Genomic DNA, 25,054 nt, shown 5'->3' on the forward strand with positions numbered 1-25,054 from the left:
TACGGAAGGGATGTTTCCCCCGTTCCGTCATCACCTGAATCGGTGAAAATCCGGCCCGGATCCCTTCCGCCCGACATCGGGCCGGCGGTTCAGCGCCCGTCCGCCGCGAGGGCCGCGGCGGCCTCCTCCTGGATCCGGCCGAACTCGGCGCCCATGGCGGCGGCGAGCGCCTGGGCGGCGGAGAGGGGGCGGACCATGACGGTGAACTCGTCGATCCTCCCCTCCTCGTCGAAGTGGAGGAAGTCGCAGCCGTTGATCTCCTTGTCCCCGACCTTCGCGGTGAAGACGAGGGCGTGGTCGCGGCCGTCCGCGCCCTCGATCTCGCGGACGTACCGGAAGTCGGTGAAGACGCGGAGGACCCCGCGCAGGATCGCGGCGGTGAGGGCCTTGCCGGGGTACGGCTTGAAGGCGACGGGACTGGTGAAGACGACGTCCTCGGCGAGCAGGGCCTCGACGGCGTCGAGGTCGCGGTTCTCCACGGCGGTGCGGAACGGGTGCACGGCGCGACTCCCTAGACAACTAGTTGATTAGGTGCAGGGGCAGCTAACCGCATGGCACGCGCCCGCGTCCAGGGAGCGCGGTCAGCCGGCCACCCGCGCCATCCACGCCTCGACCTCGTTCGCCGAGCGCGGCAGCCCCGCCGACAGGTTCTCGTGGCCGTCCCCGGTGACCAGCAGGTCGTCCTCGATGCGGACGCCGATGCCCCGCCACTCCTCGGGCACGGTCAGGTCGTCGGGCTGGAAGTACAGGCCCGGCTCGACGGTCAGGACCATGCCCGGCGCGAGAACGGCGTCGACGTACTCCTCCGTGCGGGCCCGCGCGCAGTCGTGGACGTCCAGGCCCAGCATGTGGCCGGTGCCCGCCATGGTGAAGCGGCGCTGGAGACCGAGGGCGTACGCGCGGTCCACCGGGCCCTCGACGAAGCCCCACTCGACGAGCCGGGCCGTCAGGCTGCGCTGCGCCGCCTCGTGGAAGGCCCGGTAGGGGACGCCCGGCTTCACCGCCGCCATCCCGGCCTCCTGCGCCTCGTACACGGCGTCGTACACCCGGCGCTGGACGGGGGTGAAGGTGCCGCCGATCGGGAGGGTGCGGGTGACGTCGGCGGTGTAGAGCGTGCGGGTCTCCACTCCGGCGTCGAGGAGGAGCAGGTCGCCGGGGCGGACCGGTCCGTCGTTGTCCGTCCAGTGCATGATCGTGGCGTGCTCGCCGGCGGCGCAGATCGAGCCGTAGCCGACGGAGTTGCCCTCCAGGCGGGCCCGGCGGAAGAAGGTGCCCTCGATCCAGCGCTCGGAGGTGGCGACCGCGCGGGAGAGCTCCGCGACGCAGTCGATGAAGCCGCGCACGGTCGAGTCGACCGCCTTGCGCAGCTCGCCGACCTCCCAGGCGTCCTTGACGAGCCGGAGGCCGCTCAGCGCCTCCTCCAGCTCCTCGTCGCGCTCCTCGTCGGTGGTGACGGCCGCTTCGAGGGCCGGGTCGATCCCCCGGACGATCCGGGTCGGGACGCCGGAGCCGGCGGCCAGGTCGGCGGCGGCGGTGCGGACGTCGCGGCAGGGCAGTCCGAGGACGGCGCCGGACTCGGCGAGGGAGGGGCGGCGGCCCGTCCACAGCTCGGCCGTGTAGCCGAGCCAGAACTCGTCGTCCTCCCGACTGTCGCGGGGCAGCTGGTAGCAGTACGCGTCGTGGCCGCCGCCGGGGCGGGGTTCGAGGACGAGGGCGCCGTCGCGGGCCCGGTCGCCGGTCAGGTGCGCGTAGCCCGAGTACGGGCGGAACGGGTAGACGTCGTCGTTGGAGCGGTACTTGAGGTTGCCCGAGGGGACGACCAGGCGCTCGCCGGGGAAGAGCGCGGAGAGCGCGGCACGGCGGCGGGCCGCGTACGGGGCCTGCTCGCCGGGTGTGAGCCCGTGCCGTTCGGTGTCCGCCCACCCCGTCCTCATCAGGGCGGAGAGCTCCTCGGAGACGCCTTCGTAGAGACCGTTCTTGCGACCCTTCGCCATGTCCTGCTCCTTCTTCCGGTTCTTTTTCGAGGCGTTCCACGGCCGCCGGGCGTCGACGGCCCCCGGACGGTACTGCGCCCGGCGCCCGCCGGTGGCCGGGGTCCGCCAGTGGCACGGATCGGCCACGGCGGGGTGCGGCGAGCGCCGATAATGCGGTCATGGCGAACGACGCGAGGCTCGGCGAGGCGCTCCGGCTGCTGGGGGTCGGGGAGGGGGCCCGGCGGCTCTATCCGCGCCTCCTGGAACTCGGGCCCGCGCCGCTGGAGGCGATCGGCGCGGCGGCCGGTCTGACCGGCGACGGCCTCGCGGCGGCGTACGGCGAGCTGGTCGACGCGGGGCTCGCGAGCGCCGTCGCGGACGGCGGGGACCCGGTGGCGCCGGTGCCCCCTGCGGCGGGTCTGGAGATCCTGGGCCGGCACCGGGCGGCCGAGCTGGACGAGTCCCGGATCACGGTCGGCGGGGCGTTCGAGGCGTTCCGGCGGCAGCGGCTCGCGGCGTACCACGACGACCTGGTCGAGGTGGTGACCGGGGAGGCGGTCGGCCCCCGGATGCGGCAGGCCTGGGCCAGCGCGCGGGAGCAGATCCGGCAGCTGGACTCGCCCCCGTACTTCCCGCTGCCGGGCGCCACCGAGGACGCCCTCGCGACCCTGGCGCGCGGGGTGACGCAGCGGGTCGTCTACTCGCAGGCGTCCCTGGAGTTCCCCGGGCAGCTGGAGGAGTCGATCGAGCCGTGCGTGGAGGCGGGCGAGCAGGCGCGGGTGCTGCCGTCGGTGCCGGTGAAGCTGCTGGTCATCGACGAGGCGTACGCGCTGGTGTCGCTCTCCATCAGGGAGGCCGACGTCCACAACAGCATGGTGGTCGTGCAGCCGTGCGGCCTGCTCTCGGCGCTCGTGGCGCTCTTCGAGCAGACCTGGCGGAGCGCCCTGCCCCTGCACGGCCGCTCGGTGCGGCCGGCGGGGCTGCTGCCCGCCGACCGCCGGCTGCTCCGGCTGCTCGCGGCCGGGGCGGGCGACGACGTCGTCGCCCGGGAGCTCGGGATCAGCCGCCGCACGCTCTTCCGCCGGATCCAGGTCCTGATGGCCCGGCTCGGTGCTACGAGCCGGTTCCAGATGGCGCTCCAGGCGCAGCGCTCGGGGTGGCTGTGACGCCGCTCTCCGGCCCGTCCGCCTTCGTGAGGTTCTGCCACAGGAAGGTGTGCAGGAGGGCGCTGTTGTGGGCGGCCTGTTCGTTGTCGCCCGCGCCCGCGTGGCCGCCGCCGGTGTTCTCGTGGAACAGGACGGGGTGGCCGAGCTCCCGGAGCCGCGCGGCCGTCTTGCGGGCGTGGCCGGGGTGGACCCGGTCGTCGCGGGTCGAGGTCGTCAGGAGGACGGGCGGGTAGGCCCGGTCCGCCTCGATGCGGTGGTACGGGGAGAGGTCCCGCAGGTGCGGCAGGTCGGCCTCGTCGTCCGGGTCGCCGTACTCGGCGATCCAGGAGGCGCCCGCGAGGAGCTTGTGGAAGCGGGTCATGTCGAGGAGCGGGACCTGCGCGACGATCGCGCCGAACAGCTCGGGGTGCCGGGTGAGCATCGCGCCCATGAGCAGGCCGCCGTTGCTGCCGCCCACCGCGCCGAGCCGGTCCGGGGTGGTGATGCCCCGGGCGACCAGGTCCTCGGCGACGGCCGCGAAGTCCTCGAAGGCGCGCGGCCGTGCGGCGCCGAGCGCGGCCTGGTGCCAGTCGGGGCCGTACTCGCCGCCGCCCCGGATGTTGGCGACGACGTGGGTGCCGCCTCGCTCCAGCCAGGCCAGGCCCCGTACGGCGCCGTAGGAGGGGGTGAGGGAGACCTCGAAGCCGCCGTAGCCGTAGAGCAGGGTGGGGCCGGGGCCGGTGGCCGTGTGGTCGGGGCCGATGACGAAGTACGGCACGCGCGTGCCGTCCCGGGAGGTCGCGAAGTGCTGGGCGACGGTCAGGCCGGTCGTGTCGAAGCGGTCCGGGGCCTGCTTGAGGACCTCCGCGTCGCCGCCGACGCTCCCCCGGTGGAGGGTGGAGGGCTGGAGGAAGCCGGACACGTCGAGGAAGTACTCGTCGGAGACGTCCGGGTCGGTGTCGACGACGTCGACCGCGGAGAGGGGCGGGACGCCGACGAGGGGCGCCCGGTCCCAGGGGCCCGCGTCGGTCGGGGTGAGGACCTCGATGCGGGTGGTGACGTCCCGCATCGTCTCCAGGATCAGGTGGTGGCGGGTCCAGGCGTGCCCGGCGAGGGCGGTCCGCTCGTCGGGGGCGAACAGGACCTCGAAGGTGCGGTCGCCCGCGAGGAAGGCGTCGAAGCCGAACGCGAGGAGGGAGCCGCTCGGCTGCCCCAGCCACGCGGACCTCGGGGTGACGATCAGGTGCCGCCGGTGGGCGTAGACGACGGCGTCGTCGGGCACGTCGATCCGCACGGGCGTCCCGTCGGGCTCCAGGAGGTACGTCTCGCCGCGGAAGAAGTCCAGCGAGCGGCCGACGAAGTCCCGCTCGAAGCCGGGGGTGTCGTCGTGGTAGCCCCAGGCCGACACGTCCCCGGCCTCGGCCTCGAAGACCGTCGCGGCCTCCTCCAGGGGGGTGCCGCGCCGCCAGCGGCGGACCGTGCGGGGGTAGCCGGAGTCGGTCAGGGAGCCCGGTCCGGTGTCCGTGCCGACGAAGACGGTGTCGTCGTCGATCCAGCCGATCTGCGTCTTCGCCTCCGGCAGCCGGAAGCCGTCCGCGACGAACTCCTTCGTCCCCAGGTCGAACTCGCGGACCACGGCGGCGTCGGCGCCGTCCCGCGACAGGCGCACCAGGGCCCGGTCGTGGTCGGGCCGGCGCACGGTCGCCCCGTCCCACACCCACTTCTCGTCCTCCTCGGCGGCGAGCGCGTCGACGTCGAGGAGAACCTCCCACTCGGGCCGGTCCTTGCGGTACTGCTCCAGGGTCGTGCGCCGCCACACCCCGCGCACGTGCTCGGCGTCCTGCCAGAAGTTGTAGAGGTGCGCGCCGCGCCGGGTGGTGTACGGGATGCGGTCCGAGGCGTCGAGCACCTCCCGCAGGCGCTCCTTCAGCGGGGTGAACCCGGGATCGGCGGCCAGGGCCTCCGCCGTCTCGGCGTTCCGCTCGGCCACCCACGCGAGGGCGGCGTCGCCGGAGACTTCTTCCAGCCACAGGTACGGGTCGTCATCGCTCACCCCCGTATTGTGCGCGACCGGCGCGCCCGGCCTCAGGCGGTCCGGTGGAGCCGTGCGCCCAGGTGGTGCTGGAGGGGGCGGCCGACGGCCGCGAGGTCGTGGACGAAGTCGAGCGTGTCCGGGTCGGCGAGGGCGTAGCGGCGGCGGGTGGCGTCGACCCGCTTGGCGGTGGGGGCGAGGGCGACCTCGTGGGTGGCGAGGTCGACCGTGCCGCCGTCCGCACGGCCGACGGAGATCTCCGCGATGCCGGTGGGCTGGGTGATCAGCGCCTCGACGCGCCCCTCCGGCTGGAGCCGCCACCAGCCGCTCTCCCGCGCCGAGGGCCGCAGCGGGACGCCGTCCCCGTCGACCAGCCAGGCGCGCGCCTCGTAGTGGAGGAAGGGCCGCCCGTCGTGGCTGAAGACGACCTCCTGCTCGTACGCGAAGTCCTCGTCGAGCGACGGATACCCGCCGCGTCCCCGGCCGGCCCAGGTCCCCAGCAGCCCGAGGACCGGCGCGAGCAGGGGGTGCGGCACGGGCACCGCGTCCGGCCGGAGGGCGTCGGGGTAGGGGTGGGGACGGGGGTGGGTCCGGGCGCGGTCGGTCATGGCGGGTGCTCCTGGGTCGTGGTCCGTACCGGTCGGGCGCGCGGGCCGCGCGCCGTGGCCGGGCGCGGATCGCACGCGCACCGTAGCCCGTGCGGCCGACGCGGGGGCCGGGCGGCACGCGGGGGGAAGGCGCGGGACGGGGGTGGGGCGGGCCTGTGCGGGGTGGACCGGGACGGGGGCGGGAGCGGGGCGGGGACAGGAACAGGGCGGGGGACCGGGGCGAAGACGGGAACGGGGCAGGGACGGGGCGGAGACGGGAACGGGGCGGGGGGGCCGGGGCGGGGGGACCGGTACGGAGCGGCTCCGTGGCCCGGATGTGCCCGCGCGGAGCGGGAGGCATCCGTGCGCGGCGACGCGGGGCTCACCCGTGCGAGGCGACGCAGCGGGCGTCCGCCTCTCCCCCCGCGCAGAAGATTCCGTGCGGCCGGCCCGCCACGGTCATCCACACCGCGCTGTAGGGCGCCCGTCGCAGTTCGACGACCGCGTTCCGGCGGTAGCCCTCCTCGTCCGGCCTGTTCGTCGTCTCCAGGCGGCCGCGGAGGACTCCCCCGGCGGCGGGCGCGAGCTTCCCCGTGGCCTTGCCGCCCCACTCCGGCCCGTTGTCGCAGGGCGCCGGCTCCGTGGCGCAGTCCTTGTACAGACGCCACCGGTAGGTGAACCGTCCCTCGGGGTCGATCACGACGTTGCCGTGGCCCCAGCTCCAGGTCCCCACGAAGGGCGCGAGCCCCGACGGCCGGTCGAATGCGGGCCGGGCGCCGTAGCGGCCGATCCAGAGGCGGGTCGGCGCGGGTTTCTCGCTGCTGTCGGGCAGGGATCCCTCGCTGGTGTCGGGCGCGGCTCCCACCCCCAGCGCGATGACCGTTCCGTCGAGTTCGGCGGCGCCGTACAGGTCGTAGACCTCGTGGAAGAGGTTCTTCCCGGTCGGCGCCTTGGTCCAGCGCCGACCGTCCGCCGACGTCCACAGGGCGCCGACGGGCTGCCCGTGGAGGGCGTCGAGGGCCCGGCCCGAGGCGATGTAGCCGCCGGTGACGGCGCTCACCCCGTTGACGGACTGGAACTTCCTCGGGGTGACCCCCCGGTCGGGAAGGCGGCCCACGTCCATCGGCTCACCGGCGGTCCACGCCTCCTCGCCGCCCCGGCTCCAGAAGGTGGACACGTACAGGCCGGGTTCCTCGCCCGTGCTCTCGGGGTGGCTGATCAGGACGCTGCCGCGGGGACCCGTCGCCCCGGCGCCGTTCAGCTCTCCCCGGAAGAGCTCGGGACGGCTCTTCCAGGTCGTGCCGTCGGCGGAGGTGAGGACGACGCGCTTCGACGCGGACGTTGTGTCGGCGCACCGCGCCGACACAACGAAGCCGTGCGCGTCGGCGAGGACCGACACCTCGGGTTCCAGCGTCGGTGACGCCGGACAGGGCACCACGTGGGGCTGGCCGAAACCCCCTCCCTTCCCGGCGGTCCACAGACGCAGGGACTCTCCCCGGTAGGAGTCGTCGGAAGGCTGCTCCTCGCCGAACGGTCCGCCGTCGTGAGCGACGACGACGGTGCCCCGGGGGCCCCGGGCCAGGCCCAGCACCTCGTCGGACGGGCCGCCGCCGGCCAGGATCTCCGCGGGGCCCCACTTCCCCTTCCCGCCCTTCCCGGTGGACCGCCACACGGCCGGCACGGTCGTGCCGGCGTTCGGCGCGTTGCCCGCCAGGGTGGCGCCGTCGGCGGTCGCGGTGACGTGGTTCACGAACGCCGCCTCGGGGCCGGTCTCGTACCAGGTCCGGCCGTCCCGGGAGCCGTAGAGCCCGCCCGTCCTCCGGTACGGAACGCCCAGGACGAGGAACTCCGCCGAGGTCGCGGTGACCTGGAGGGGCCGCAGTCCGTGGAAGACGTACGACGTGTCCTCCTGGGGCACCCGGACCCACTGGATGCTCGCGGGGTCCGGCTCGCGGTCCTTCCGGGAGTCCCCGGACCCCTGGCACGCCGGCACCAGGAGGAGGGCCGCCGCCACCGGGGCCAGGAGCCGTCCGCCCCGGCGGGTCCGGGACCGGCCCCGCGCGGCCGGTGCGGCGCGCATCAGCTCTTCCCCGGGCAGCGCGGTGACGTCGCCGGCAGGTGGCGGTAGGCCCCGTCCGGGTCCTGGGCCACGCACAGCGGGTCGGCGGCGGTGGTGGCGGTGTAGCGGAAGGGCTTGCCGTGGTCGTCCAGGACGACCTCCCCCTTGGACCCGCCGCTGCTCCAGCGGACGACGATGTGGAACTCCGTGTCGTACTTCATGGTCTTCGGGCTGATGACGAAATGTTCCGCATCGCCTTCCTTGATGGCGTACGGCCATCTCGTGACCGTCTTCTGCTCGGCGCTCGGACGGGGGTCGGGCACGGGCACCAGGGGGGCGCCGTCGACGTCGAGGTCGACCTCGAAGGCACGGACGGGGACGTCCGACGCGCAGATGACGCCCAGGTGCGCCCCCTCGGCGGGCGGACGCCGGGAAACGATCACCGTGCGCGCCCCGGTCAGGACGATCTCCTCCCGCGTGGTCCCCTGGAGGGTGACCTCGATGATGCTTCCGTCGGCTCGGATACCGCCACGGGGAAACGTGCGCACCATGGGCAGTCCCTCGGCTCCGACGTCGAGGCCGGGGACGACCGCCGAGTCGCCGCATTCCCAGTTGTCCGCGGTGGAGTCGGCCACGGCCTCGGTCCTCACCTTGGCGTCGACGGTACGGAGCGGCCCGGGATCGTCCTGCCGGAGGGCGAGGACACCGCCCACCGTCGCGAGGACGGCGAGGACGGGCAGGCCGGCGAAGACCAGCCACCGTTTGGACGGGGAGGAGTCGAAGTAGTTCCCGATCTGGATGAGGTCGCCGCCGACCCTTCCCCCGGCTTCGTTGTGGGTGCCGGAGTCCTCCTCGCGCCGTGGGTCCACGCGTCTCGCCTCTCCTCGTCGGTGACCACTCCCTGTACGCGGGCGCGTGGCCCGGCAGGTCACTCGTCCGTTCGCCCGCCGCCGGGGGGCGGGGCGTCGCCGAAGGTGTCGCGGGACTGCGTCAGGTCGCCCCGCACCGTCGAGTTCTCCACCGAGTTGGAGACGCCGCCGGGGTACGGGGCCCTTCCCCGGGGACCCCGTCCGGCCGTCACGTCCCGTGCCTGGAGGACCGACCCCTCCACCGTCGCGTCACGGACGACGTTGGTGACGTCCCCGTGGTGGCCGGCGGGCGGGCCGGAAGGGGTCCGGCGGGTCCGCACCGTTCCGTAGGCGGCGAGCGCCAGGCCGGCGATTCCCACGAACACCCCGATGACACTGGCCAGGCGATCGGCGGACTCCAGACCGGAACGGACGAAGAACACGCCGAGGGCGACCAGGCCGATGCCGCCCAGAACCGCCCCGGCCCATGCCCGTACACGCCGCGATGCCACAGCGCCCTCCCCCGTTCGACGAGCTCCGGCGCCCATTCTGGCCCGGCCGCTGCCCCGGTGTTCCGCGAACGCGCCAATTGGCCTGGTCTCCCGCCGCGTTCATCCGGGCGCCGGTTGCCGGGCGCCCGGCGCCCACCGGCGCGAGGAGGAGGCACGGCCGCATCCCGTTCCGACCGGCGGGACGACGCGTCCAGCTTCCGAGACGCCGTTGACCCGGTGCGGGGTGGCCGCTACGTTCACGCCATGTTGCGTACAGCCCTGCTCACCACGCGCGGTCACATCGACCTGCTGCGGGTGGCCTCCGCCGCGTGTCGCCGCGGCCGCTGACGCCCTTTCACCGCTCTTCGCACCCTTCTGACGCCCTGATCGCCGTGTGCGCGCGCCCGTTCCGCGCCCACGGGCGCTGACGCGTACCCTCGCCGCCCCCTCCCTCCCGGAGTCCGTCATGACGGTCGACCATGCCCCACCCCCCTCGGCCCCTATCGCGCCCGACATATCGGTTCTGCCCGATCCGGACGTCGAGTCCCTCGCTCCCGCACGGGGACCCGGGCGCGGCTTCTCCGTCCCCCGCTGGCTGCGCCGGACCGTGGGACCGCTGCTGCTGCTCCTCGTCTGGCAACTGTCGAGCTCGGCCGGGGTGTTGCCGGCGGACGTGCTCGCCTCGCCGGGGACCATCGCCCGGGCGGCCGGCGAGCTGATCGGGGACGGCACGCTGCCGCACACGATGGGGGTCTCGCTGCGGCGGGTCGCCGTGGGGCTGCTGCTCGGCGGGACGGTGGGGATCGCACTCGCCCTGGTCTCCGGGCTCTCGCGCCTCGGGGAGGACCTCGTCGACGCCCCCGTGCAGATGCTGCGGACGGTGCCCTGGGTCGGGCTCATCCCGCTGTTCATCATCTGGCTGGGCATCGGGGAGGCCCCGAAGGTCGCGCTCATCGCCCTGGGCGTCGCCTTCCACCTCTATCTGAACGTGTACGCCGGGATCCGGGGCGTCGACGCCCAGCTCGTCGAGGCCGGGGAGTCCCTGGGGCTCGGCCGGTGGGGCCTGGTCCGGCACGTCGTCCTGCCGGGCGCGCTGCCCGGCGCCATGACCGGCCTGCGGTACTCGCTCGCCACCGCCTGGCTCGCGCTCGTCTTCGGGGAGTCGATCAACGCCGACGCCGGGATCGGCTTCCTCATGAACCAGGCCCGGGAGTTCTTCCGCACGGACGTGATCGTCGTCTGCCTGGTCGTCTACGCCTTCCTCGGCCTGCTCGCCGACGCCCTCGTCCGCACTCTCGAAAGGCTGCTGCTGCAATGGCGACCGACCTTCACCGGGCAGTGACCGTCCGGGGTCTCACCCGCTCCTTCGACGGCCGTCCCGTGGTCGACGGGCTCGACCTGACCCTCCACGCCGGGCAGTTCACCGCGCTGCTCGGGCACAGCGGCTGCGGCAAGTCCACGCTGCTGCGCGTCCTGGCCGGGCTCGACCGGGAGATATCCGGGACCGTCCTCGTCCCGCGCCGCCGCGCCGTCGCCTTCCAGGCGCCGCGCCTCATGCCCTGGAAGAAGGTCTGGCGCAACGTGCTGCTCGGGCTTCCGGGCAAGCCGGGCCGGGAGGTCGCGGAGAAGGCCCTGTCCGAGGTCGGCCTCGGCGAGCGCTCGGGCGCCTGGCCGAAGACCCTCTCCGGCGGCGAGGCCCAACGCGCCTCCCTCGCCAGGGCGTTGGTACGGGATCCGGACCTGCTGCTGCTCGACGAGCCGTTCGGCGCGCTGGACGCGCTCACCCGGATCAAGGCGCAGCGCCTGGTGGCCGAGCTGTGGCAGCGGCGCGGCTGCACGGTCCTGCTCGTCACGCACGACGTGGACGAGGCGCTGCTGCTCGCGGACCGCGCGCTCGTGATGCGGGACGGCGTCATCGCGTACGACACCGCCGTCGACCTGGACCGGCCCCGCTCCCCCGGCGATCCCGCGCTGGCCGCGCTCCGCACCCGGCTGCTCGCCGAACTCGGCGTGGAGGAGGGGGAGTCGGCCGGGAAGGCGGCTTGACCTCCATACGTCCCCCCTCCTGCCCTCGTACGTTCCCGGCGCCCCCTCCGTACGTCCCCGCACATCCCCGTAAGGCCTCGTACATCCCCGCACATCCCCGCACGTCCCCGTAAATCGCCCCGAGGAGAAAACTCGTGAAGTCCTTCCGCCTGTCCGCCGCCCTGCTCGTGCCACTGGCCCTCCTCGCCTCCGCCTGCTCCGGCGCCTCCGCCGCCGGTGAGGCCTCGAACACCGACGGCAAGGGCTCCCTCGTCCTGAACGTCGGGGACCAGAAGGGCGGTGCCGAGGCCCTGCTGCGTGCCGCCGGTGAACTCGACGACCTGCCGTACCGCGTCACCTGGTCGACGTTCACCTCCGGCCCACCCCTCCTGGAGGCGGTGAACGCCAAGGCCGTCGACATAGGATCCGTCGGCAACACCCCGCCCGTCTTCGCCGCCGGCGCCGGCTCGAAGATCACCGTGATCGCCGCGAGCCACGGCGACCCGGCGGGCGAGGCGGTCCTCGTCCCCAAGGACTCGCCGCTGCGCACCGCGCGCGACCTGAAGGGCAAGAAGGTCGCCGTCGCCCAGGGCAGCTCCGCCCACTTCCAGCTCGTCGCCGCGCTCGCGAAGGCCGGGCTGAAGCCGTCCGACGTCCGGGTCACCCTGCTCCAGCCGGCCGACGCCCTGGCCGCGTTCACCACCGGCAAGGTGGACGCCTGGGCCGTCTGGGACCCGTACACCTCGCAGGTCCTGCTCAGCGGGAAGGGCCGGATCCTCACCGACGGACGCGGAACCGTCAACGGCCTCAACTTCCAGGTCGCCGCCCCCTCGGCGCTCGCCGACGAGGAGAAGGCGAAGGCCATCGGCGACTTCGTCGAGCGGCTGCGCCGCGCCCAGGACTGGGTGTACGAGCACCCCGAGGAGTGGGCGACGGCCTGGGCGAAGGAGACCGGCCTGCCGTACGAGGTGGCCCTGGCCTCCGTGAAGCGCAGCAATGGCACCCGCGTCCCCGTCGCCCTCGACGAGGCGGCCATCGCCTCCGAGCAGAAGATCGCCGACACCTTCGCCGAACTCAAGCTGATCCCCAGGAAGTTCCGCTTCGCGGACTACGTGGACACCCGTTTCAACAAGGACCTGCCGCCGTCGACCACCGCGGCGCGCAGCTACGGAAAGGCCTCCTGATGAGCGTCCATCTGCACTGGTTCCTGCCGACCGGCGGCGACGGCCGGACCCTCGTCGACCGGCACGCGTACACGGACGGCGGGATCACCCGGAACCGGACCGTGTCCGGGGTGCGCGCGCCCGACATCGACTATCTGGTCCAGATCGCCAAGGCGGCCGAGCAGCTGGGCTTCGAGGCGGTGCTGACCCCGACCGGCACGTGGTGCGAGGACGCCTGGCTGACGACGGTCGCGCTCGCCCAGCACACCGAGCGGCTGAAGTTCCTGGTGGCGTTCCGGCCGGGGGTGATCTCGCCGGTGCTCGCGGCCCAGATGGCGTCCACGTACCAGCGGATCACCCGGGGGCGGCTCCTGCTCAACGTGGTGACCGGCGGCGACTCGGCCGAGCAGCGGCGCTTCGGCGACCACCTGGACCACGACCGGCGGTACGCGCGCACGGCCGAGTTCCTCTCGGTGGTGCGGGGCGTGTGGGGCGGGCGGCCTTACGACTTCGAAGGTGAGCACTTCCGCATCGAGGGCGGGCTCACGGCCCTGCCGCCGGACCCGCTGCCCGAGATCTTCTTCGGCGGCTCGTCCGAGGCGGCCGGGTCGGTGGCGGCGGAGCACGCGGACGTGTACCTGACGTGGGGCGAGCCGCCGTGGCAGGTGAAGGAGAAGATCGACTGGATCCGGCGGCTCGCGGAGGAGCGCGGCCGGACGGTCCGGTTCGGCATCCGGCTGCACACCATCTCCCGCGACTCGGCCCGCGAGGCCTGGGCGACCGCCGACCGGCTGCTCTCCGACCTCGACGCCGAGACGGTCGCCGCCGCGCAGGAGCTCCTCGGCCGCAGCGAGTCGGTCGGCCAGCAGCGGATGCTGGCGCTGCACCAGGGCGGTGCGCTGGACCGCGACCGCCTGGAGATCTCGCCGAACCTGTGGGCGGGCGTGGGTCTGGTGCGCGGCGGGGCCGGGACCGCGCTCGTCGGCAGCCACGCCGACGTCGCGGACCGGATCGAGGAGTACCACGACCTCGGGGTGGAGCACTTCGTGCTGTCGGGCTATCCGCACCTGGAGGAGGCGTACTGGTTCGGCGAGGGCGTGACGCCGGAGCTGGCGGCGCGCGGGCTGCTCTCCTCTCCCCCGGCCTCCCCGCTCCTGGGCGTCCCGGCGACGAACGGGCGCCCGGCCTCGGCGCCGGGCGGCGCGCCGCTGCTCGTGCCGGGCGGGCGCTAGGAGCCGGGGCGGGGACGGGGTACGGACGGGGGCGCGGCGCGGGCGGGGGCGGGGCGCGGGCGGGGGCGCGGGAAGATCCGTGCCCCCGCCCCGGTTGGTAGAAGCGTGAACGATTTCGTGAGGGAAGAAGCGGCGGTCGGGGAAGCCCGCGCGGTGGACGTCGTCGTGATCGGCGCCGGACAGGCGGGCCTCTCCGCCGCCTTCCACCTGCGGCGCACCGGCCTGGAGCCGGACCGGGACTTCGTCGTCCTCGACCACGCGCCGAGCCCGGGCGGCGCCTGGCAGTTCCGCTGGCCCTCCCTCACGTACGGCAAGGTCCACGGGATGCACGCGCTGCCCGGGATGGAGCTGACCGGCGCGGACCCCTCGCGCCCCTCCTCCGAGGTGATCGGCGCCTATTTCGACGTGTACGAGCGGACCTTCGGCCTGCGGGTCCACCGGCCCGTGGACGTCACCGCCGTCCGGGAGGGCGAGGGCGGCCGACTACGGGTGGAGACCTCGGAGGGCGTCTACGCGGCCCGGGCCCTGATCAACGCCACCGGCACCTGGGACCGCCCCTTCTGGCCGCGCTATCCGGGCCAGGAGACCTTCCGGGGGCGGCAGCTGCACACCGCCGGATACCAGGGCCCGGAGGAGTTCGCCGGCGAGCGGGTGCTCGTGGTGGGCGGCGGGGCCTCCGGCACCCAGCACCTGATGGAGATCGCGGAGGTCGCCGCCGACACGTTCTGGGTGACCCGGCGCGAGCCCGTCTTCCGCGAGGGGACGTTCGGCGAGGCGGAGGGGCGGGCGGCCGTCGCGCTCGTGGAGGAGCGGGTGCGGCGCGGACTGCCCCCGCAGAGCGTCGTCTCGGTCACCGGCCTCCCCCTCAACGACGCGATCCGGGCGGCCCGCGCGCGCGGAATCCTGGACCGGCTCCCGATGTTCGACCGGATCACCCCGACCGGGGTGGCCTGGGAGGACGGCCGGAGCGTCGACGTGGACATGATCCTGTGGGCGACCGGCTTCCGGGCCGCGATCGACCACCTGGCCCCGCTGCGGCTGCGGGAGCCGGGCGGCGGCGTCCGGCTGGAGGGCACGCGCGCGGTACGGGACGAGCGCGTCCACCTCGTGGGCTACGGCCCCTCGGCCTCGACGATCGGCGCCAACCGGGCCGGGCGCGCGGCGGTCTCCGGCGTCCGGCGGCTGCTGCGCCGCGAAGGGGACCGGGACGGCGAGCAGGCGGCCGTCCCCACCGGCTGATCCGTCCCGTCGGCCGATGTGTCCTCACCGGCTGACGCGTTCCCGTCGGCTCAGGGTTGGCCCGACCTCCGGTTGGCGTTGAACTCGGCCACGTTCGCCTGGTGGGAGGCGTAGTCGGCGGTGAAGCGGGTGTCGCCCGGGGCCACCGTGACGAAGTAGAGCCAGTCCCCGTCCGCCGGACCGATCACCGCGTCCAGGGCCTGCTCTCCCGGGTTGCCGATGGGGGTCGGCGGCAGGCCCTTGCGCGCGTAGGTGTTGTACGGGCTCGTGGAGCGGGTGTCCTCGCGGGTGGTGTCCACGGTGCTGCGGTCGAGCGCGTAGTTGAGGGTCGAGTCCATCTGGAGGGCCATGCCCCGGGCGAGCCGGTTGTGGACGACCCGGGCGACCTTGGCCATGTCGTCCGGGTTGTCGGCCTCGGCCTGGACGATGCTGGCCGCTGTCACCGCCTCGTACACGCTCATTCCGTGGGCCTTGGCGCCCTCGGCGATCCTCGCGGTGCCGAACCGCTTTCCGGCCGTGTCCACCATGAAGCGCAGCAGCCCTTCGGGCGTGGTGGTGGAGAGGACCGGATAGGTGGCGGGGAAGAGGTAGCCCTCGGGGTTGCCACGGGCCTCGACGGGCAGCGGGAGGGCGGTGCCGGGCGCGGTCGCGGTCTTCCGGGCGGTGCCCCCGGGCAGTCCGAGCGCCCGGTCGACGGAGGCGTAGACCTGGGCGGAGCGGCGGCCCTCCGGGACGAGCAGGGGGCGGGGCCGCTCGGCGGCCGGGCGCTCGTCGCGGGCGAGCAGCAGGGGGACGGCGACCGCCGCGGCCACGGCGAGGACGGCCCCGAGGAGGAGCACCAGCCGGCCGCGGCGGGTGAGCCGGGGGCGGGGACGGTGCGGGGGTGCGTACGGTGTCGGCCGGTACGTCATGGGCGCACGCTAACCCGGCCCGTACGGGAATCCGGGGAACCCCGCACGCGACGGCCCCCGTACGGAGGCCGGGCGCCCGTCTTCCGGGGCGCTCACGCGGTCCGGGAGACGGCCGCCCCCACCGGTTCGTCCTCCGGGGCCGTGGCGCCGTCCCGGCGGACCAGGGCCGCGTACCGCCCGTCCCGGGCGAGCAGCTCCTCGTGCGTCCCGCGCTCCGCGATCCGCCCCTCCTCCAGGACGACGATCTGGTCGGCGTCGCGGACGGTGGAGAGCCGGTGGGCGATGGTGATCGTGGTGCGGCCCGCCGACAGGGCGTCGATGGCCTGCTGCACGGCGTGCTCGGTCCGGGTGTCCAGGGCGCTGGTCGCCTCGTCGAGGATCAGCACGGGCGGGTCGCGCAGGATGGTGCGCGCGATGGCGAGGCGCTGCTTCTCTCCGCCCGAGAAGCGGTAGCCGCGCTCGCCGACCAGGGTGTCGTAGCCGTCCGGGAGCGAGGCGATGTGGTCGTGGATCTGGGCGGCGCGGGCGGCGGCCTCGATCTCCTCGTCGGTGGCGTCCGGCTTGGCGAAGCGGAGGTTGTCGGCGACGGAGGCGTGGAAGAGGTACGTCTCCTGCGAGACGACGCCGACCGCGCGGGCGAGGGTGTCGAAGTCCAGGTCGCGCACGTCGACCCCGTCGAGGGTGACGCGCCCGTCGGTGACGTCGTACAGCCGGGGCACCAGGTAGCTGAGGGTGGACTTGCCGGAGCCGGTCGGGCCGACGACGGCCAGGCTGCCGCCGGCGGGGACGGTCAGGTCGACGGCGTCCAGGGTCGGGCGGCCGGGGGCGCCGGGGTCGTAGCGGAACCCGACCTTCTCGAAGGAGACCTCACCGCGGACCTCCGGGAGCCGGACCGGCTCGGCGGGCTCGGTGATGTCGACGGGCAGGTCGAGGTACTCGAAGATGCGCTGGAAGAGCGCGAGGGAGGTCTGCATCTGCACGCCGGTGGAGAGCAGGCTGACGGCGGGCCGGAAGAGGCCCTGCTGGAGCGAGACGAAGGCGACGAGCGTGCCGAGGGAGATCGCGGTGCCGGCCGGTCCCGCCGCCAGTCCGGCGGCCCAGTAGATCAGGGCGGGCATGGCGGCCATGACGATGCCGATGACGGACATCCGCCAGCGCCCGGCCATGGAGGAGCGCACCTCCAGGTCGACCAGGCGCTCGGACTCCTCGGCGAAGGCCCTGGTCAGCGAGTCGGAGCGGCCCATGGTGCGGCCGAGCAGGATGCCGCTGACCGAGAGGGACTCGGTGACGGTGGCGGCCATGGCGGCCATCTGCTTCTGGCGCCGGGTGGTGATCCGCTTGCGCTCGCGGCCGACGCGGCGGCTGATCCAGACGAAGACCGGCAGCAGGGCCAGCGAGACGAGGGTGAGCCGCCAGTCGAGGGCGAGCATGGCGACGACGGTCGCGACGACGGCGGTGAGGTTGGAGACGAGGGAGGTGGCCGTGGAGGTCACGGTCGCCTGCATCCCGCCGATGTCGTTGGCGATGCGGGACTGGACCTCGCCGGTACGCGTGCGCGTGAAGAAGGCGAGCGGCATCCGCTGGAGCTGCTCGTAGACCGCGGTGCGCAGGTCGTGCATGACGCGCTGGCCGACGGTGGTCGAGATCAGGGTCTGAAGGACGCCGAAGACGCTGGTCAGGACGGCGGTGACGATCATGCCGAGGGCGAGCAGGGTGAGCAGGCCGGTGCGGCCCTGGGGGATCGCGACGTCCAGGATCTCCCTGAGCAGGAACGGCGAGGCGACCGTGACGAGCGAGGCGGCGCCGACCAGGAGGCCGACGAGCGCCAGGCGCGCGCGGTAGGGGCGGAAGAGCCGCAGGATGCGCCGCACCTGGGCGGGCTCCTTCGGTTCTCCGGGGTCGCGGGGCGGGGGCGTCCATTCGGGCGGGTCGTGGGGGCGCATGGGCTCCTTCGAAGGGTTCGGTGTCGATCAGAGCATAGGTCACTGTTACCTATCCTCACAATGACCGGCGTCCTGATATTGTTCCCGTCATGAGCACTACCGACCGTACGAGTGATCCGGACGCTCCCGAACGCACGGACGGGACGGAGGACGCCGCGGGCAGCACGGACGGGGCGGGCTCCCCGAGCCGCGCGGACGGGACGAACGGGACGGGCGAGGCCCGCGCCCCCGGCCGCGTCGGCCGACCGCGCGCCTCCGACGCCGACGGGCTCCTCGCCGAGCAGCTGCTCCGGCTCACCCGCCGGCTGCACCGCATCCAGAAGCGTCATCTGGAGCCGGTCGGCATCACCCCCGCGCAGTCCCGGCTCCTGCGCACGGTCGCCGCCTTCGGGGAGCCGCCCCGGATGGCCGACCTCGCGGCCCGTCTGGAGGTCGTTCCCAGGGCGGTGACCAGCCTCGTCGACGGCCTGGAGGCGGCCGGCCGGGTGCGCAGGGCACCCGATCCGGACAACCGCCGGGTGATCCGGATCGAGCTCACCGACGCGGGCCGCGCCACGCTGCGGGAGCTGCGCAGCGCGCGCCGGGCCGCCGCAGAGGACATCCTTGCTCCATTGACCGCCGAACAGCGCGAGGTGCTCGGAGGCCTGCTGACCGCCCTGGTCGACCCCGGCCCGGAGGGCGGCCGCTGACCCCTCGGGGACGGGATCGCGCCGAAGGGGAGCCGTGCCATGCCGCTGCTGGAACCCGACCCGCAGGCCCTCCGTCCCGGCCGGGAACGGACCCCGGCCCCGGACCGGGTCCCGGAGCTGCACGCCAAGGGGACCTCGCGCCGGCTGCGCGAGGAGCTGACCGGGATCCTCGGCCCGGGGAAGGTGCTCGGAAGGATCTCCGACCTGGTCCGCTACGCCTCGGACGCGAGCCCCTACCGCTTCGTCCCGCAGGTCGTCGTGGTCGCCGAGGACCTGGACGACGTCTCCGCCGTCCTGTCGTACGCGCACGGCAAGGGCCGCGAGGTGGTCTTCCGGGCCGCCGGGACCAGCCTCAACGGGCAGGCGCAGGGCGAGGACGTCCTGGTGGACGTGCGCCGCCACTGGGCCGGCGTCGAGGTCCTGGACGGCGGCGCCCGCGCCCGGATCCGCCCCGGCACCACCGTCGTCCGGGCCAACGCGGCGCTCGCCCCGTACGGGCGGGTCCTCGGCCCCGACCCCGCGAGCGCCATCGCCTGCACGATCGGCGGGGTCGTCGCCAACAACGCCTCGGGCATGACCGCCGGCACGACCCGCAACTCGTACCGGACCGTCGCCTCGCTCACCGCCGTCCTGCCGAGCGGCACCGTGGTCGACACCGCCGACCCGGGCGCCGACGAGGAGCTGGCGCGCGCCGAGCCGGCGCTCTGCGCGGAGCTGCTGGCGCTGAAGGCCGAGATCGAGGCGGACGCCGAGCTGACCGCCCGCATCCGGGCCAAGTACACCCTCAAGAACACCAACGGCTACCGGCTCGACGCCTTCCTCGACGGGGACACCCCCGTCGAGATCCTGCGGGGCCTCATGGTGGGCTCCGAAGGCACCCTCGGCTTCCTCTCCGAGGTCGTCTTCGACACCCTGCCGCTGGACCGCGAGGTCTCCACGGCCCTGCTCTTCTTCCCCTCGCTCCCGGCCGCCGCCGCGGCCGTGCCGCTGTTCAACGACGCCGGGGCGATCGCCGTCGAGCTGATGGACGGCAACACGCTGCGGGCCTCGGTCAGCGTGGCGGGCGTGCCCGCCGACTGGGCCGAGCTGCCGAAGGACACCACGGCGCTCCTGGTCGAGTTCCGGGCGCCGGACACCGCCGCGCTGGAGGCGTACGAGCGGGCGGCGGACGCGGTCCTCGCCGGACTCGACCTGACCGCCCCGGTGGCGTCCGTGGAGAACGCGTTCACCCGCGACCCCAAGCGGATCGGCGGCTACTGGAAGGCCCGCAAGGCGTTCGTGACGGCGGTCGGCGGCTCGCGCCCCTCCGGCACCACCCTGATCACCGAGGACTTCGCGGTGCCGCCGGCCCGGCTCGCGGAGGCCTGCGCCGCGCTGCTCGACCTCCAGGCCCGGCACGGCTTCGACGCGGCCGTGGCCGGTCACGCGGCCCACGGCAACCTCCACTTCCTGCTCGCCTTCGACGCGGCCGACCCGGCCGACGTCGAGCGGTACGCGGCCTTCATGGACGAGTTCTGCAAGCTGACCGTGGAGCGCTTCGACGGCTCCCTGAAGGCCGAGCACGCCACCGGCCGCAACATCGCGCCCTTCCTGGAGCTGGAGTGGGGGACGCGGGCGACCGAGCTGATGTGGCGGATCAAGGAGGCCTTCGACCCGGCCGGGGTGCTGGCCCCGAGGATCATCCTGGACCGCGACCCGCAGGCCCATCTGCGCGGCCTGAAGACGATCCCGGCCGTGGAGCGGATCGCCGACCCCTGCATCGAGTGCGGCTTCTGCGAACCGACCTGCCCCAGCCACGACCTGACGACCACTCCGCGCCAGCGGATCGTGCTGCGCCGGGAGATGCTGCGGCAGAACGACGGCTCGCCGGTCGAGACCCGGCTCCTGGAGGAGTACGGGTACGACGCCGTCGACACCTGCGCCGGGGACTCCACGTGCAGGCTGGCCTGTCCGGTCGGCATCGACACGGGCGCCCTCATGAAGGAGTTCCGGCACGAGCGGCACTCGCCGCGCGAGGAGCGGATCGCCGCCCTGACCGCGCGGAACTTCCGGGCCGTGGAGGCCTCCGCGCGGCTCGCGGTCGCCGCCGCCGACCGGATCGGCGACCGGGTCGTGGAGTCGGTGACCGGCCTCGCCCGCAGGGCCGTCCGCCCCGACCTCGTACCGGAGTGGCTGCCGGAGGTCCCCGGCGCGGCCCGGCGCCGGCTGCCCCGCACCCACCGCCCGGCGGCGGTCGCCGTCTACTACCCGGCCTGTGTGAACCGGATCTTCGGCGATCCGGACGGCGAGCCCGGGCCCTCGCTGCCGGAGGCCGTCGTGGCGGTGTCGGCGCGGGCCGGGCGGCCGGTGTGGATCCCGGACGACGTGGCCGGCACCTGCTGCGCGACGATCTGGCACTCCAAGGGGTACGAGCGGGGCAACGAGGTGATGGCGAACCGGATCGTCGAGGCTGCCTGGGGGTGGACGGCGGGCGGACGGCTGCCGCTCGTGGTGGACGCCTCCTCGTGCACGCTCGGCATCGCGCACGAGGTGGTGCCGTACCTGACGGAGGAGAACCGGGAGCTGCACGCCGGGCTGACGGTGGTGGACTCGCTCGTGTGGGCGGCGGACGAGCTGCTCCCCCGGCTCGACGTGCGCCGCCGGGTCGGCTCCGCCGTCGTCCACCCGACGTGCTCGATGCGGCACCTGGGCGACGAGGACCGGCTGACCGAACTGGCCGGGGCCTGCGCGGAGGAGGTCGTCGTCCCCGTCGACGCGGGCTGCTGCGCCTTCGCGGGCGACCGGGGGATGCTGCACCCGGAGCTGACGGCGTCGGCGACGGCCCGGGAGGCGGCCGAGGTCACGTCCCGGCCGTTCGACGCGCACCTCTCGGCCAACCGGATGTGCGAGATCGGGATGGACCGGGCGACGGGCCGGACCTATGTGTCGGCGCTGATCGCCCTGGAGCGGGCCACGCGTCCCTGACCCTCCGTCAAGACCCTTGTGTTCCCTGGTCGGCAGGGCCCCTCACCCCGGACGGTGAGGGGCCCTTCGTCCGTTCGGGTGAGGTGCGCAGGCGGGTACGGCTCCGCGCGGGGTGCGGAACAGTACAGTCCGATCATCCGTCTGCCCGTGTCCCGTCGGCGCCCCCACGGGCCGCCGGGGCCAGGGTCCTGCGCGGGACGCGCGCGACGGCCGTGCACACAGCTCCGGGAGGTTCCGTGAACGAGCAGACCCCGCCCACCCCGAGCCGCCGCAAGGTCCTCAGGACCACGGCGGGAGCGGCCGGAGCGGGCCTCGGCCTCGCCGCCGGAACGGAGACCGCCCGGGCCGCCGGGCGTGCCGGGCCCGCTCCGGCCGCCGTCCCCGTGCCCGCCGCCCCGGTGGCGCCCGGGCGCCGGAGCGCCACCATGGCCGGCGTCCCCTTCCCCGGCCGCTCGACGGTGCGGATCGGTCTGGTCGGTCTCGGCAACCGCGGCGGCTCCATGATCGGCCTCTATCTGTCCCTGCCCTGGGTGCGGGTGGTCGCCGTCTGCGATCCGGTGCGGGAGAAGGCCGAGAAGGCCGCCGCGAAGGTGGTGGCCGCCGGACAGCCGGCCCCCGCCCTGTACACCAAGGGCGAGGAGGACCACGCGAACCTCTGCGCCCGCGCCGACCTCGACTTCGTGTACGTGGCGACCCCCTGGGACAGCCACTTCGCGATCGCCCGGGCCGCGCTGCTGAACGGCAAGCACGTCGGCGTGGAGTGTCCGGTCGCGATGCGGCTCGACGAGCTGTGGGAGCTGGTCGACCTCTCGGAGCGGACCCGCCGGCACTGTATGCAGCTGGAGAACTGCTGCTACGGCCGGACCGAGATGCGGGTCCTGCGGATGGCGCACGCGGGCAAGTTCGGCACGCTCCTGCACGGGGCGGGGGCGTACAACCACGACCTGCGGTCCCTGATGTTCTCCCCGACGTACTACGAGGGGCCCTGGCGGCGGCTGTGGCACACCCGGCTGCGCGGCGACCTCTACCCCAACCACGGCTTCGGTCCGGTCGCCGCCTACATGGACATCAACCGGGGCGACCGGGCGGTGAGCATCAGCAGCTTCGGCACCCCGGCGCTCGGCCTCGCCGAGTACCGGGAGGAGCACGTGCCGTCCGGCGACCCGAGCTGGAAGGAGACGTACGTCGGGAGCGACCGCACGGTGAGCGTGGTCCAGACGGCCAGGGGCCGGGTGATCCGGCTGGAGCACGACGTGTCCACCCCGCACCCGTACAGCAGGGTCAACAGCCTCGGCGGGACGCGCGGGGTCTTCGAGGACTATCCGGCCCGGGTCTACATCGAGCCGGACCACACGGACGACCGGTGGGGGGACTTCTCGGCCTACGCCGCCGAGTTCGACCACTGGCTCTGGAAGGAGCACGCCAACCCGCCGGGCGGGCACGGCGGGATGGACTACATCATGGTCTACCGCCTGATGCAGTGCATGAGGCTCGGGCTGCCGCCGGACTTCGACGTGTACGACGCCGCGACCTGGACGGCGCCGGTGCCGCTCAGCCACGCCTCGATCAAGGCGGGCGGGGCGCCGCAGGAGATCCCGGACTTCACGCGCGGGGAGTGGCAGAAGACCCGCCCGGGCCTGGACTCGGTGAAGCCGGACTGAGGGATTTCCTGTGCCTGGGACGCGTATGGGGGGGGCGGGCAGAACAGGTGCCTTCTAAGTACTTGGCCTCAGGTTCGAGTCTTGCCGGGGGCACACAGCGGGGCCGTTCTTCCAAGGAACGCCGAGCACGTTCCCCAGAGGAACAGCCACTGTGTTCCCCAAAGGCGCAGCACTCGCGTTCTGATGGGTGGCACGCTCGCCACGACGCTGAGAGGGCAGGCCAGACCGCGTTCAGTCGATCTTGGCCTCCAGCAGCTCCAGCGCCTCCTCCCACCGGAAGCGGTCCGCTCCCCCGCCCGCCTTCGGCCGATGCGGCTCGTACGACCCGACCAGCACGCCCATCGACCGCAGCCGCTCCAGGCTCCGCCCGTACGCCGGGTGCGCGGCCATGGCCGCGTTCACGTACGGCAGCACGGCCGTCGAGATCCCCATTCCGTACGCCTCGCACAGGATGCCCAGGGCGAGGGTGTCGGCGATGCCGGCGGCCCACTTGTTGACGGTGTTGAACGTGGCCGGCGCGACGGCGATGGCGTCGGCGGGCGGGAGCGGGCGCACGTCGCCCGGTCTGCGCCAGGCCGAGCGGATCGGGTAACCGGTCTGGGCCTCAATCGCCTCGGTGTCGAGGAAGCCGAGTCCCTGCGGTGTCGCGACGACTCCGACGCCCCAGCCCCGCTGCTGCGCTGCGGTGATCAGCTTGTGGACGTCGCCCGCGATGCCGGCGGCGCAGACGACGACGTACAGGAACGGCTGTGCGCTCACGCGGGGACTCCCAGTCGGCGGCTGAAGTGGTGGAGCTCGGGCAGCGTACGTCGTCGGTCCCGGGCGGCCATGTCGGCGACCAGGTCGCGGACGGCGGGGCGGCGTACGTCCTGGGCGGCGCAGGTCTCGGCGATGCGGAGGGCCTGGTAGCCCTCGGCGAGGCGGCCTTGCTGGCTGTAGGCGCGGGCGGCTTCGACCCAGAGCGCTGCTCTGCGTTCGGGGGCGGGGATGTGCCGGCGCATGAGGGGCGCCGCGGCATGCAAAGCGATGCCTGCGTCACCGAACGACACCGAGGCGCTGACGGCGTGGATCGCGACGTTGGTCGGGCTGAAGTTGGCCCAAGCGTCGGGCTGGTCGAGAGCGACGTACCGGGCGACCTCCCGTGCCTCGTCGAGGAACTCCCGGGTTGCCGCGCGGTCGCCGCCGCGGCTGGCCGCAGTCGCTCCTCGGAGGAGCAGGAGGCCGACGGCGGCGAGGTACCGGGACGAGTGCCGATCGTAGGAACCGGCGAGCTGACCTGCCGTGTGGCGGACGAGGGTGACGGCCTGGGCGGTGTGCTTCTCACGGGTCAGGACGTGAGCGTGGAGGCGGACGCTGGAGGCAAGGACGACGGGATCGCCGGAGCTCTCGGCCTCCGCCATGGCGCGTCCCACCGCCAACCAGGCGTTGCCCTGGTCGCCCTGCTTGAGCAGCAGGCTCGTCGAGGTCCGGTACGCGGTGGCCAGAAGCCCGGCCGTCTCCTCGGCGTTGCGGTGGTCGTCGGCTGCCTGCCGCAGATCGGTGATGAGACCGGGCAGCATCGCCTCCAGCTCCGCGTAGTCGCAGGTGCAGAAGAGGCGGCGGGCTGTGGTGAGTCTGTCCCGCAGGGGCTGGATCTCGCCGTTCCACGAAGAGGCGGTGGCCGCTCTGGGGCCGGGGAGAAGTGAACTTACGAGGTCGTCATGGGCGGCGGTGGCGGGCGTGGCCGGGGCCGTGAGGGAGGCGATGCTCGCGGCCAGGAAGGTGCGGCGGCGCATGTCTTCTGTCTCGGGATCGTCGGGATGTGGCGCGGCGGACACGTGGGTGTGGCTCAGGCCGAGGAGGTGTGGCGGAATGCGGAGTTCGGCGGCGACGGCGCGTAAGACGCGGATGTCGTCCGTGCCTCGTCCGCCTTCCAGACGACTGAGCTTGGACTGGTGGTAGCCCAGGGCGGCAGCGACGTGGCTCTGTGACCGTCCGCTGAGTCGGCGGGCGCGCTTGATCGTCTCGCCGATCTTCTCGGCTTCGGTCTTCACGTCGGCCATCCATGCCCTTCCGTCCGTGTCGAGCATGCCCGCGGGAACGAGCGTATGCG

20 protein-coding genes are annotated in these 25,054 nt (G+C 73.9%); 9 read left to right on the forward strand and 11 right to left on the reverse strand.

The genetic code is table 11. The features are described from left to right. Positions 1-89: 89 nt before the first annotated feature. Together ACIQD7_RS10290 and ACIQD7_RS10295 are read right to left on the reverse strand one after the other, a co-directional pair. Positions 90-500 (reverse strand): nuclear transport factor 2 family protein, encoded by a 411-nt coding sequence (locus tag ACIQD7_RS10290; RefSeq protein WP_351973007.1) that lies wholly within the window; start codon positions 498-500, stop codon positions 90-92. A gap of 81 nt (positions 501-581) precedes the next feature. After that, positions 582-1,994, reverse strand: a complete 1,413-nt coding sequence (locus ACIQD7_RS10295) for an aminopeptidase P family protein (RefSeq protein ID WP_402441231.1) — start codon at positions 1,992-1,994, stop codon at positions 582-584. A 158-nt stretch (positions 1,995-2,152) separates the two neighbouring features. Between ACIQD7_RS10295 and ACIQD7_RS10300 the strand changes: the two genes are divergently transcribed. Then, complete coding sequence (locus ACIQD7_RS10300) at positions 2,153-3,139, forward strand: LuxR family transcriptional regulator (protein WP_161371992.1); 987 nt, start codon at positions 2,153-2,155, stop codon at positions 3,137-3,139. On the opposite strand, the gene ACIQD7_RS10305 is transcribed toward ACIQD7_RS10300, so the two are convergent. The 5 genes from ACIQD7_RS10305 to ACIQD7_RS10325 form a co-directional block, all read right to left on the reverse strand. Continuing rightward, the gene (locus ACIQD7_RS10305; RefSeq protein WP_402441232.1) at positions 3,087-5,171 is read right to left on the reverse strand and encodes a prolyl oligopeptidase family protein; all 2,085 of its coding nucleotides are present in this window, start codon (positions 5,169-5,171) and stop codon (positions 3,087-3,089) included. The genes ACIQD7_RS10300 and ACIQD7_RS10305 overlap by 53 nt on opposite strands. Positions 5,172-5,203: 32 nt before the next feature. Beyond that, a complete protein-coding gene (locus tag ACIQD7_RS10310) occupies positions 5,204-5,758 on the reverse strand; it encodes an FABP family protein (protein WP_402441233.1) in 555 nt (184 codons plus the stop codon). A 361-nt stretch (positions 5,759-6,119) separates the two neighbouring features. Beyond that, positions 6,120-7,817 (reverse strand): hypothetical protein, encoded by a 1,698-nt coding sequence (locus ACIQD7_RS10315; protein ID WP_402441234.1) that lies wholly within the window; start codon positions 7,815-7,817, stop codon positions 6,120-6,122. Next, positions 7,817-8,665, reverse strand: a complete 849-nt coding sequence (locus ACIQD7_RS10320; RefSeq protein WP_402441235.1) for a hypothetical protein — start codon at positions 8,663-8,665, stop codon at positions 7,817-7,819. The genes ACIQD7_RS10315 and ACIQD7_RS10320 overlap by 1 nt, the downstream gene beginning before the upstream one ends. A gap of 59 nt (positions 8,666-8,724) precedes the next feature. Next, a complete protein-coding gene (locus tag ACIQD7_RS10325; protein ID WP_402441236.1) occupies positions 8,725-9,156 on the reverse strand; it encodes a hypothetical protein in 432 nt (143 codons plus the stop codon). Between the two features lie 445 nt (positions 9,157-9,601). On the opposite strand from ACIQD7_RS10325, the gene ACIQD7_RS10330 reads away from it, so the two are divergent. From ACIQD7_RS10330 to ACIQD7_RS10350, 5 genes are all read left to right on the forward strand, one after another. After that, positions 9,602-10,477, forward strand: a complete 876-nt coding sequence (locus ACIQD7_RS10330) for an ABC transporter permease (protein ID WP_402441237.1) — start codon at positions 9,602-9,604, stop codon at positions 10,475-10,477. Beyond that, the gene (locus ACIQD7_RS10335; RefSeq protein ID WP_121831234.1) at positions 10,450-11,181 is read left to right on the forward strand and encodes an ABC transporter ATP-binding protein; all 732 of its coding nucleotides are present in this window, start codon (positions 10,450-10,452) and stop codon (positions 11,179-11,181) included. Before ACIQD7_RS10330 ends, ACIQD7_RS10335 begins: the two co-directional genes overlap by 28 nt. Positions 11,182-11,315: 134 nt before the next feature. Beyond that, positions 11,316-12,344, forward strand: coding sequence for an ABC transporter substrate-binding protein (locus ACIQD7_RS10340; protein ID WP_402441238.1), 1,029 nt, complete (start codon positions 11,316-11,318; stop codon positions 12,342-12,344). Continuing rightward, entirely contained in the window at positions 12,344-13,555 is a 1,212-nt protein-coding gene (locus ACIQD7_RS10345) for an LLM class flavin-dependent oxidoreductase (protein WP_402441239.1), read from the forward strand. Before ACIQD7_RS10340 ends, ACIQD7_RS10345 begins: the two co-directional genes overlap by 1 nt. Positions 13,556-13,660: 105 nt before the next feature. After that, positions 13,661-14,794 (forward strand): NAD(P)-binding domain-containing protein, encoded by a 1,134-nt coding sequence (locus ACIQD7_RS10350; protein ID WP_402441240.1) that lies wholly within the window; start codon positions 13,661-13,663, stop codon positions 14,792-14,794. 50 nt (positions 14,795-14,844) lie between these two features. Here the strand turns inward: ACIQD7_RS10350 and mltG are convergent, their stop codons facing one another. Next, positions 14,845-15,705: an endolytic transglycosylase MltG gene (gene mltG / locus ACIQD7_RS10355; RefSeq protein ID WP_402441241.1), complete on the reverse strand. Its 861-nt coding sequence runs from the start codon at positions 15,703-15,705 to the stop codon at positions 14,845-14,847. Positions 15,706-15,797: 92 nt separating this feature from the next. Then, the gene (locus ACIQD7_RS10360) at positions 15,798-17,648 is read right to left on the reverse strand and encodes an ABC transporter ATP-binding protein (RefSeq protein ID WP_402441242.1); all 1,851 of its coding nucleotides are present in this window, start codon (positions 17,646-17,648) and stop codon (positions 15,798-15,800) included. An 89-nt stretch (positions 17,649-17,737) separates the two neighbouring features. Between ACIQD7_RS10360 and ACIQD7_RS10365 the strand changes: the two genes are divergently transcribed. From ACIQD7_RS10365 to ACIQD7_RS10375, 3 genes are all read left to right on the forward strand, one after another. Continuing rightward, positions 17,738-18,337: a MarR family winged helix-turn-helix transcriptional regulator gene (locus tag ACIQD7_RS10365; protein ID WP_402441243.1), complete on the forward strand. Its 600-nt coding sequence runs from the start codon at positions 17,738-17,740 to the stop codon at positions 18,335-18,337. A gap of 39 nt (positions 18,338-18,376) precedes the next feature. Then, positions 18,377-21,301: an FAD-binding and (Fe-S)-binding domain-containing protein gene (locus tag ACIQD7_RS10370; protein ID WP_402441244.1), complete on the forward strand. Its 2,925-nt coding sequence runs from the start codon at positions 18,377-18,379 to the stop codon at positions 21,299-21,301. Positions 21,302-21,537: 236 nt separating this feature from the next. Continuing rightward, positions 21,538-22,962 carry a Gfo/Idh/MocA family protein gene (locus ACIQD7_RS10375; RefSeq protein ID WP_402441245.1) on the forward strand — a complete coding sequence of 475 codons (1,425 nt, stop codon included), beginning with the start codon at positions 21,538-21,540 and terminating at the stop codon, positions 22,960-22,962. Between the two features lie 231 nt (positions 22,963-23,193). Here the strand turns inward: ACIQD7_RS10375 and ACIQD7_RS10380 are convergent, their stop codons facing one another. Next, on the reverse strand, positions 23,194-23,721 hold the full coding sequence (locus ACIQD7_RS10380; protein WP_402441246.1) for a flavoprotein: 528 nt from the start codon (positions 23,719-23,721) through the stop codon (positions 23,194-23,196). Next, on the reverse strand, positions 23,718-25,004 hold the full coding sequence (locus ACIQD7_RS10385; protein ID WP_402441247.1) for a helix-turn-helix domain-containing protein: 1,287 nt from the start codon (positions 25,002-25,004) through the stop codon (positions 23,718-23,720). The genes ACIQD7_RS10380 and ACIQD7_RS10385 overlap by 4 nt, the downstream gene beginning before the upstream one ends. Between the last annotated feature and the right edge of the window lie 50 nt (positions 25,005-25,054).

Source organism: Streptomyces sp. NPDC093071, from assembly GCF_044754545.1.
In the GTDB taxonomy this organism is placed as follows: Bacteria; Actinomycetota; Actinomycetes; order Streptomycetales; family Streptomycetaceae; genus Streptomyces.